At 70.1% G+C, this 9,118-nt stretch carries 8 protein-coding genes and 1 pseudogene; 5 read left to right on the plus strand and 4 right to left on the minus strand.

The window, feature by feature from the left end:
• The 3 genes and pseudogenes from ACRDPS_RS20475 to ACRDPS_RS20485 form a co-directional block, all read left to right on the plus strand.
• A pseudogene (locus tag ACRDPS_RS20475) lies at window positions 1-1,445 on the plus strand (DNA-directed RNA polymerase subunit beta'); the annotation flags it as partial.
• A gap of 532 nt (window positions 1,446-1,977) precedes the next feature.
• Window positions 1,978-2,391 carry a DUF4232 domain-containing protein gene (locus ACRDPS_RS20480; protein WP_431503507.1) on the plus strand — a complete coding sequence of 138 codons (414 nt, stop codon included), beginning with the start codon at window positions 1,978-1,980 and terminating at the stop codon, window positions 2,389-2,391.
• 46 nt (window positions 2,392-2,437) lie between these two features.
• On the plus strand, window positions 2,438-2,923 hold the full coding sequence (locus tag ACRDPS_RS20485) for a pyridoxamine 5'-phosphate oxidase family protein (protein ID WP_431503508.1): 486 nt from the start codon (window positions 2,438-2,440) through the stop codon (window positions 2,921-2,923).
• 37 nt (window positions 2,924-2,960) lie between these two features.
• Here the strand turns inward: ACRDPS_RS20485 and ACRDPS_RS20490 are convergent, their stop codons facing one another.
• From ACRDPS_RS20490 to ACRDPS_RS20500, 3 genes are read right to left on the minus strand one after another with little or no spacing between them, the layout of a single operon-like run.
• The gene (locus tag ACRDPS_RS20490) at window positions 2,961-3,794 is read right to left on the minus strand and encodes an ABC transporter ATP-binding protein (RefSeq protein ID WP_431503509.1); all 834 of its coding nucleotides are present in this window, start codon (window positions 3,792-3,794) and stop codon (window positions 2,961-2,963) included.
• Complete coding sequence (locus ACRDPS_RS20495) at window positions 3,791-4,825, minus strand: ABC transporter substrate-binding protein (RefSeq protein ID WP_431503510.1); 1,035 nt, start codon at window positions 4,823-4,825, stop codon at window positions 3,791-3,793. Before ACRDPS_RS20495 ends, ACRDPS_RS20490 begins: the two co-directional genes overlap by 4 nt.
• A 22-nt stretch (window positions 4,826-4,847) precedes the next feature.
• Entirely contained in the window at window positions 4,848-5,906 is a 1,059-nt protein-coding gene (locus ACRDPS_RS20500) for a FecCD family ABC transporter permease (RefSeq protein ID WP_431503511.1), read from the minus strand.
• A gap of 128 nt (window positions 5,907-6,034) precedes the next feature.
• Here ACRDPS_RS20500 and ACRDPS_RS20505 point away from each other — a divergent pair, with 128 nt between their 5' ends.
• Complete coding sequence (locus ACRDPS_RS20505) at window positions 6,035-7,306, plus strand: geranylgeranyl reductase family protein (protein ID WP_431503512.1); 1,272 nt, start codon at window positions 6,035-6,037, stop codon at window positions 7,304-7,306.
• A complete protein-coding gene (locus tag ACRDPS_RS20510; RefSeq protein ID WP_431503513.1) occupies window positions 7,306-8,241 on the plus strand; it encodes an NUDIX domain-containing protein in 936 nt (311 codons plus the stop codon). The genes ACRDPS_RS20505 and ACRDPS_RS20510 overlap by 1 nt, the downstream gene beginning before the upstream one ends.
• On the opposite strand, the gene ACRDPS_RS20515 is transcribed toward ACRDPS_RS20510, so the two are convergent.
• Window positions 8,238-9,118, minus strand: an 881-nt coding sequence (locus tag ACRDPS_RS20515; RefSeq protein WP_431503514.1) for an ornithine cyclodeaminase family protein, incomplete at its 5' end; no start/stop codon positions are given. The two genes, ACRDPS_RS20510 and ACRDPS_RS20515, sit on opposite strands and share 4 nt — an antisense overlap.

Raw genomic sequence — 9,118 nt, forward strand, 5'->3', positions numbered from 1 at the left:
CGAACCCGAAGGGCGAGATCATCCCGCGGCCGATCAAGTCGAACTTCCGCGAGGGTCTGTCCGTGCTGGAGTACTTCATCTCCACCCACGGTGCTCGTAAGGGTCTGGCCGACACCGCGCTGCGTACGGCGGACTCCGGTTACCTCACCCGCCGTCTGGTCGACGTGTCGCAGGACGTCATCATCCGTGAGGACGACTGCGGCACCGAGCGTGGTCTGCCGAAGGTCATCGGTGTCGACACGGGCGGCGTCGTCGTCAAGGACGACAACGCCGAGACCGCTGCGTACGCCCGTACGGCCGCTGTCGACATCGAGCACCCCTCCACCGGTGAGGTTCTCGCGGTCGCCGGTGAGGACCTCGGTGACGTCAAGATCGAGGAGCTGGTTCGCGCCGGCATCGTCGAGGTCAAGGTCCGTTCGGTCCTCACCTGTGAGGCCCGCACCGGCACCTGCGCCAAGTGCTACGGCCGCTCGCTGGCCACCGGCAAGCTCGTCGACATCGGTGAGGCGGTCGGCATCATCGCCGCCCAGTCCATCGGTGAGCCCGGCACCCAGCTGACGATGCGTACCTTCCACACCGGTGGTGTGGCGTCGGCCGACGACATCACGCAGGGTCTGCCGCGTGTCGTCGAGCTCTTCGAGGCACGTACGCCCAAGGGCGTCACGCCGATCTCGGAGGTCGCCGGCCGCATCGAGATCGAGGAGACCGACAAGGCCCGCAAGGTCCTGGTCACCCCGGACGACGGTTCCGAGGTCATCGAGTACGTCGTCTCGCGCCGCTCGCGGCTGCGGGTCGGCGACGGCGACCACATCGAGGTCGGCGCGCCGCTGACCATCGGTACGCCGGACCCCAAGGAGGTCCTCCGTATCCTCGGTGTCCGCAAGACCCAGCAGCACCTCGTGGACGAGGTCCAGCAGGTCTACCGGAGCCAGGGTGTGTCCATCCACGACAAGCACATCGAGATCATCGTGCGGCAGATGCTGCGCCGGATCACGGTGCTCGAGTCGGGTGACACCAACCTGCTTCCGTCCGACCTGGCCGACCGCATCGACTTCGAGTCGGAGAACCGGCGCGTGGTCTCCGAGGGCGGCAAGCCGGCCTCGGGTCGTCCGGAGCTGATGGGCATCACCAAGGCCTCGCTGGCCACCGAGTCGTGGCTGTCGGCGGCATCCTTCCAGGAGACCACCCGCGTCCTCACCGACGCTGCCATCAACGGCCGCTCGGACTCGCTGCGCGGTCTGAAGGAGAACGTCATCATCGGTAAGCTCATCCCGGCCGGCACCGGACTGGAGCGCTACCGGAACATCAAGGTCGAGCCGACCGATGAGGCTCGTGCCGCGGCGTACTCCGTGACCGGCTACGACAACTACGACTACGAGTTCGGCAACACCGGCGGCCAGGCCGTCGCGCTGGACGACTTCGACTTCGGTTCGTACCAGTCCTAGTCGGCCGAGCCTGATCGAGCAGTCATGCGAAGGCCCCGTCTCCCCAGGGAGACGGGGCCTTCGCCCATTTATGGGCCGGGGCGCGGCGCCGACCTACTCCTGAGGACGCACGTCATCGGAGCGGGAGACGCAGGGCAGCCGGGGCGTAGAAGATTTCCTGGAACCCGCTGCAACGAACCGATCTCGCCACGCGTCTGACGGGTGGGACGATGGTTGTCGGCAACTTCATCTGCTACTCGGAGGAGCGAAGATGCGGCACGTACGGCTGACAGTGGTCGGAGTCGGGACCCTCTGCGCTCTCGCGATGGGAGGTTGCGGGTCGACGACGGACGGGGCTGTCGACGCGCCACAACCTGCCTCGGAGAGCGCGGAGTCCACCGACGCTGGCAGCGCGTCACCGTCCCCGACTCAGTCCTCACCGGCGGCCACGGGGGGATCACCGGTGAGGACTGAGTCTTCTGCAGCTTCTGCAGCTTCTGCAGCTTCTTCTGCTTCGTCTGCTTCTTCGTCCGATCCCGGGGGCGCGGATCCGGTGACGCCGAAGTGCACCAACACCGACCTGAAGGCGGGCTATCGCGCGACCGATGCGGGCGCGGGCTCGCGGTTCGGTGAGATCACGCTGACCAACGTCTCCGACCACGCGTGCGGCCTGACCGGGTTCGGTGGGCTGTCGTACGTCGGGGGCGGCGACGGCGACCAGGTCGGGAAGCCGGCGGTGCGTGAGGGTTCCTCGCGCAAGGTCATCATGAAGCCGGGTCAGGTGGCGGTGAGTGCGATCGCAGAGTCGACCGCCCAGAAGTACGCCGCCTCGACCTGCAAGCCCACCAAGGTGGACGGGTTCCGGGTCTACGTGCCGGACTCGTACGACTCGCAGTTCGTGCCGCACAGGACGACCGGCTGTGCGAACAAGAGTGTGGCGTTGCTGTCGCACAAGGCGTTTCACTAGGAGCTACTAGGGTCCTACGCCTCGGAGATGGCTTACCCTCCGAGGTATGGCAGCTGATCTGGACAGGCATGTCCGTGGGATCGTCGACAGGGTCGCCTACCTGGTGCTGGCGACCTCCGACCCGGACGGACGTGCGCGTACGTCGCCGGTCTACTTCTCCCACGACGGATATCGCGACCTCTACTGGGTCTCGGCGCCCGACTCCCAGCACTCCCGCAACATCGTGCGCGACCCGCGCGTGGCCGGGGTCATCTTCGACTCCTCGGTGCCGCCCGGATCAGGGGCGAGCGCGGCGTACGTGACCGGGATGGCCCGCCAGGTGCCCGACTTCGAGCTCGAGAAGCGCTGTCCGCTGGCGTTTCGTCGGCTGATCGGGACCGCCCGGGCGTTCGGACCCGAAGAGCTGCGTGGGGAGGCGACGCTGCGGCTCTATGTGATGGACGTCGAGGTCTGGGAGGCGCACCTTCCCGGTGTCGACCCGGAGGACGAGGGCGCTCCGGAGACCAGGGTCGAGGCCGAGCCCGAGACCTGATCACGCGGATTCAGGCGGTTCAGGCGGATCAGGCGGATCAGGCAGCCGGGCGGAAGAGGAGGTGGATCTCCCCGCGCAGCTCGAGGCGCTCGACGCCGATGCGGTAGACCGGCTCGAGGATCTCGGGACGGAGCACCTCGTCGACGGTGCCCCGCGCAGCCACGCGCCGCTCGTCGAGCAGGACCAGGTCGTCGCAGTAGCGGGCCGCCAGGTTGAGATCGTGGAGCACCACGATCGCGGTCGTTCCAAGACGACCGGAGCGAGGTCGAGCGGCGAGCTTGCTCGTCCGCTCGTGCCGAGCGAGGGAGTAACCGCGCGGAGTGCGGAGTTTCCTGACCAGCGCGAGGATCTCGTGCTGGAAGCGGATGTCGAGGTGGTTGGTGGGCTCGTCGAGGAGCAGATGGGTCGCCTCCTGGGCGAGGGCCCGGGCGATGAGCACCCGCTGCCGCTCGCCGCCGGAGAGCGCGCCGAAGGAGCGCGGGCCCAGGTGGCTGCCGCCGACCCGCGCCAGGCAGTCGGCGGCGACCTCCAGGTCGTGCTCGCCGGCTCTCGCGAAGGGGGACAGGTGCGGCGTACGTCCCAGCAGGACCATCTCGCCGGCGGTCAGCGTAGTGTCGGTACCCGATTCCTGGACGACGACGGCCATGCGCCGCGCGACCTCCCGGGCGTGCAGCCGGCCGAGGTCGTCGCCGTCGACCCGGACGGTGCCGCTGCCGCGCAGGGCGCCGTAGAGCAGCCGCAGCAGCGTCGTCTTGCCGCTCCCGTTCGGGCCGATCAGGCCAAGGACCCGGCCCTCGTGGGAGTCGACGGCGATGTCCTCGAGGATCGGGGTCGCGGCGTACGACCAGCTGAGTCCCTCCGCCTCGATCATTGGCCGAACCTGTCGTTGATGCGCTCCAGGCCGTCGACCGAGAGCGCCGAGGGAGGCTCGGTGAAGTTGAACAGCTGCGCCATCACGTCGCCGTTCCTGACCGCGGTGAGGTCCTCGGCGCCGGGCAGCTGAGTGATCGCCTTCTCGACGTCCTTCGGGTCGCCGGAGTTGTGGAGCAGGATGAGTACGTCGGGGTCGCGCGCGAGCAGGTCCTCGGTCGAGACCTCGAAGACCCGCTCGTCGACATCGGCGAAGGAGTCCTCGAACCCGGCGGCCTCGAGCTGCGGATGGGCCATCGAACGGGTGCCGTACGCATAGGTGACGCCGCCGCCGACCGTCGGGTAGAGAACCGCGGCCGTACGTCCCTCGCCGACCTTCTCCGCCTCCAGGGTCGTGACGCGTCTGCGCAGGTCAGCGATAGCCTTGGTGGCTTCGTCGGACCGGTCGAAGACCCTTCCGTACGTCTCCAGCTGGCTGTAGATGTCGTCGAACCCGGGGTCCTTGACGCCCTCGGGGCACATCGCCGGCTCCTCGAGGAGGTCGATGTCGACGGCGTCGAGGGTGTCGCGGGAGAGGTTGTCGACCTCGCCGAGGACCAGGTCGGGCTCCTCGCCGATGACGACCTCCTTGGAGATCTGCAGGTGGCCGCTGGTGTCCATCTCGTCGGTCAGGAGCGGGATATTGTCGAGCTCGGCGCGGGTCTCGGTGTCGTAGTAGTCGGCGGGGTAGTCGCCGGCCCGCGCCACGACTCGGTCCATCACGCCGAGGGTGTGCAGGTAGGGCACCGCCGAGCTCTTCAGCATCACGATCCGCTCCGGGGGCCCGTCGATGGTGACCTCCGTGGCGCAGTTGCTCATGGTCAGCGGGAAGCCCTCCGCGCCGGCGTCCTCGCCGGCGGCGCCGGCGCCGGAGCCGCAGGCGGTGGTCGTGGCCAGCAGCAGGGCGGCCGGGGCGATGACTCTGCGGATCACGGGCCGGATCACGGGGCGGGTCACGGGGCGGGTCATCGGGTGCGTCGTGGGGCTGGCCATGGAGTGTGCTCCTTGGGTCGGGTCAGACGTCGCGCGCCGAGAAGCGCCGGATGAGGACGATGAGGAAGGGGGCACCGAGCAGTGCGGTGACGATGCCGATCGGGATCTCCTGCGGCTGGAGCAGGATCCGTGCGAGCACGTCGGCCCAGACCAGCAGGATCGCGCCCATGAGCGCCGCCGCCGGGATGGCGGCCGCGTGGGCCGAACCGACCGCCCGCCGAGCCAGGTGGGGCACGACCAGACCGACGAAGCCGATGCTCCCCGCGGCCGAGACGACCACGCCGACGCTCAGCGCCACCACGATCAGCAGCAGGGTCCGGAACCTGTCGGGGGAGATGCCGAGGGTGTGGGCGGTCTCGTCGCCGATCGCGAGTGCGTCCAGGCCGCGGCCGCACAGCGTCAGCAGGACCACGGTGGTGAGCACGCCGATGGCGACCACGGCGAGCAGGCCGTCCCATTGCGCCAGCCCGAGCGAGCCGAGCAGCCAGAACATCACCGACCGCGCTCCTTCGGCCGAGCCGGAGGCGAAGATCAGGAAGCTGGTCAGGCCGTAGAGCAGGTAGCCGACCGCGACGCCGGAGAGCAGCAGTCGCAGCGAGGTGACCCTGCCGCCGCTGCGCGCGAGGGCGAACACCAGGAACGACGCCGCGAGGGCACCGAGGAAGGCGGAGCCGGGCAGGGCGTACGCCCCCAGGCCGGTGCCCGCGCCGAAGAGGATCGCCGCCGCGGCGCCGCTGGAGGCGCCGGAGTTGATCCCGAGCAGGTAGGGGTCGGCGAGCATGTTGCGGACCATCGCCTGGAGCGCCATCCCGGTGACGGCCAGGCCGGCACCGACCAAGGAGCCCAGGAGCACCCGGGGGAGGCGTACCTTCCACACGATCGCCTCCTCGGTCGCCTCCCAGGCGGCTTCGGGGAGGCCGAGGAGGTGGTGGCCGAGAATCTGGGCGACCGTGCTCGGAGAGATGTATGCAGCGCCCAGTCCGACTGCCACCACAAAGGTCGCCACGGTGGCCGCGACGAGTCCGACGAGCCAGATCGTGGCGCGCCGACGGCGGCGACGTACGCCGAGAGGGTCGTGCACGTGGGGGCCTTCCGACAGCTACTGCGACTACTACTGCGAATAACTTGCAATAACCTAGCAGTGCGCTCGCCGGGTCGAGGTGAGGGTTCACTGACGGGCCGTTGGCGGGTTCTGGGAAGATATGAGGCATGACCCTTCGACAGGCTCAGGACACCGCCTCGTCGGTGCCGCAGTCAGCCGACGTGATCGTCGTGGGCGCCGGGCCCGCCGGCTCGGCGGCGGCGGCGTGGCTGGCGCGCGCCGGGGTCGATGTCCTGTTGACGGACGCGGCCGTCTTCCCGCGGGACAAGACCTGCGGTGACGGGCTGACCCCGCGCGCAGTCCATGAGCTCGTCCGTCTCGGCCTAGAGGACTGGCTGCGCGCCCATCCCATCTCGCGGGGCCTGCGAGCCCACGGGTTCGGACAGACGCTGCACCTGCCCTGGCCCGGCGGGAGCCTGCCCGACTGGGGCTCCGCGGTGCCGCGTACGGAGCTCGACGACCATCTGCGCACCGTGGCGATCAAGTCCGGAGCGACGGCCGTGGACGGGGTGCGTGCTGTCGATGTCCGCCGGGACGGGGACAGGATCGCCGCCGTGGTGTTCTCGACCGGCTCGGGCGCCGAGCGGGTCGAGGTCTCGTGCCGGTCGGTCGTGGTGGCCGACGGGGTGCGTTCGCCGCTCGGGAAGGTGCTCGGCCGCGAGTGGCACCGCGACACCGTCTACGGCGTGGCCGGGCGGGCCTACATCGACTCCTCGCAGGCCGATGACGAGTGGATCTCCTCCCATCTCGAGCTGCGCGACGAGTCCGGTGAGGCACTGCCGGGCTATGGCTGGATCTTCCCGCTGGGTTCGGGCGAGGTGAACATCGGCGCGGGCGCGCTGGCCACCTCGAAGCGGCCCGCGGACGTCGCGATCAAACCGTTGATGAGGTTCTACACCGAGCAGTGTCGACCTGGCTTCGGGCTCGAGGGCGAGCTGCGCGCGGAGAAGTCCGCGCTGCTGCCGATGGGCGGCGCGGTCTCGGGCGTCGCCGGTGCCAACTGGGCGCTGATCGGGGACGCCGCCGCGTGCGTGAACCCGCTCAACGGCGAGGGCATCGACTACGGCCTGGAGACCGGCCGGCTCGTCGCCGACGCCATCGTCGCCGGCGAGGATCTCGCCACCGCGTGGCCGGCGACGCTGCGTGAGCACTATGGCGAGGCCTTCTCGGTGGCGCGCCGCCTGGCCGGGATCGCGACCCGCCCCAAGTTGGTATCCACCCTCGGACCTGCGGGAATGCGCTCCGACTGGCTGATGACGCTGGCTCTGCGGTGGATGGGCAACCTGGTCACCGACGACGACCGCGACCGGGCCGCGAAGGTCTGGCGCTGGGCCGGCCGCCGCTCGTTGGCCATCGACTCCCGACCTCCGTTCAGCTGATGGCGACGCGGAATCGGGGCCGCGGCGGGCGGCGACGCAAGCTCCCGCAGGTGCAGCGGGTCGGGGCGTACGCCGTCATCATCCGCGCCGGCGCGGCCGAGGAGCCCGAGATCCTGCTCAGCCGGCTCTCGGAGAAGGTCACGCCCGAGGAGCGGTGGACGCTGCCCGGTGGCGGCATCGACCACGGCGAGGATCCGCGCGACGCGGTGGTGCGTGAGGTCTACGAGGAGGCCGGGGTACCGGTCGAGGTCGGCACCGAGGCGCGGGTCCAGTCGGTCCACCAGGCGAAGGCCTGGCGGTTGGGTCGGCGGGTCAACTCCCACGCGATCCGGATCGTCTATGACGGCTGGGTGCCCCACGATGCCCCCGAGCCGCAGACGATGGAGGTCGACGGGTCCACCGCGGAGGCGGCCTGGCTGTCGCTGGCCGCCGTCACGAGCGGCGAGATCCCGACATCTCCGCTGGTCACCGACGCCCTGGACATGCACAGGCCGACGCGGATGCAGCGGCTGGCTGCGTACGCCTTCATCACTCGTGCCTCCGACGGCGCGATCCTGCTCACCCGGATCTCGCCGCGCGGGTATCACTCGGGCTCGTGGACGCTCCCGGGCGGTGGCCTCGACTTCGGTGAGCATCCGCGCGAGGCGCTGGTGCGCGAGGTGGCCGAGGAGTGCGGCCTCACCTGCGAGACCGGGCCGTTGCTCGACGTGCACGACGTGAACGTGGTCGGCACCGCGCCCAGCGGGCGTCACGAGGAGTTCCACGGCGTCCACCTGATCTTCACCGCGACCGTCCCCGACGGCGCGGAGCCGCGGGTGGTCGAGCAGGACGGCACCACCGACGATGCGCGATGGGTGTCCCGTGACGAGCTGACGAGCCTCCCGCTCCTGGACGTGGTCACTGCCGCCCTCGAGGCCGAGAAGGCGGCTTCTTAGCCGAGGTCGGCTTGGGCGCCGATCTCCATCTCCTCGGCCACTGCGAGTATCGCGGCCGCTGCCGCGGCGTCCTGTACGCCTACGCCGACGGAGAGGTAGGTGACGATCCCGGTCGGATGCGGGGTGAGGGATGGGCTGGGTGAACTCACTGATGCATCAGTGAGTTCGTGGGGAGCCACCGACGGCCGGAGGAGCGAGCCCAGGTCGGTGATCCGATCGGGATAGATGGTGCCGGCGGCCAGGGCCTCGACGACGGGCCCGGAGTCGGTCAGAGCCGAGGGGCGGTGGTCGACCACCACCGTGGAGCGGCCCAGCAGCGACGGCGGTAGCTCGACACGGTCGGGGGCGAAGGAGCCGACGCTGGCCACCGTGGTCCCGTCGATGACCCAGTCGTCCTCGACCACGGGCGTGAGCGACGACGTGCAGAGCACCACGATGTCGGCCGCTCGGACGGCGGCCTCGAGGTCGTCGGCCACGGAAGCGTCATGCTCCTCGGCGACCGTGGAAGCCGCGGACGTACGCCTACCCCAGACCGAGCATGCGGCAGCCGGGTGCGACACCGCGAAGGCGTCGAGATGGGCGCGCGCCTGGGCGCCGGTGCCGACGACGAGGATCTGGGCGGCGTCCGGCGCGACCTGCTGCATCGCGAGGGTCGTGGCCGCCGAGGTACGCAGCCCGGTGACGCTGTCGCCGTTGATGATCGCCCGCGGCGCGCCGGTCTCGGGGTCGAGCACCGTGATGACCGAGTGGACCGCGCCGAGACCGCGGGAGGCGTTCGACGGGTTGACGCTGCCGAACTTGCTCACCGCAGGAGCGTCGGGAGCGATCCGGGAGGAGTAGCAGAACGAGATCGAGGAGTCCGGTCCCGGGACGAGCA

The sequence above is a fragment of the Nocardioides sp. genome (genome assembly GCF_050699375.1).
GTDB lineage: Bacteria > Actinomycetota > Actinomycetes > Propionibacteriales > Nocardioidaceae > Nocardioides.

Bases quoted from the DNA above. Each gene is read 5' to 3' on its own strand.
- ACRDPS_RS20485 (WP_431503508.1), top strand. From the start codon at position 2,438: ATGGCAGCTGATCTGGACAGGCATGTCCGTGGGATCGTCGACAGGGTC.
- ACRDPS_RS20490 (WP_431503509.1), bottom strand. From the start codon at position 3,794: ATGATCGAGGCGGAGGGACTCAGCTGGTCGTACGCCGCGACCCCGATC.
- ACRDPS_RS20495 (WP_431503510.1), bottom strand. From the start codon at position 4,825: ATGGCCAGCCCCACGACGCACCCGATGACCCGCCCCGTGACCCGCCCC.
- ACRDPS_RS20505 (WP_431503512.1), top strand. From the start codon at position 6,035: ATGACCCTTCGACAGGCTCAGGACACCGCCTCGTCGGTGCCGCAGTCA.
- ACRDPS_RS20510 (WP_431503513.1), top strand. From the start codon at position 7,306: ATGGCGACGCGGAATCGGGGCCGCGGCGGGCGGCGACGCAAGCTCCCG.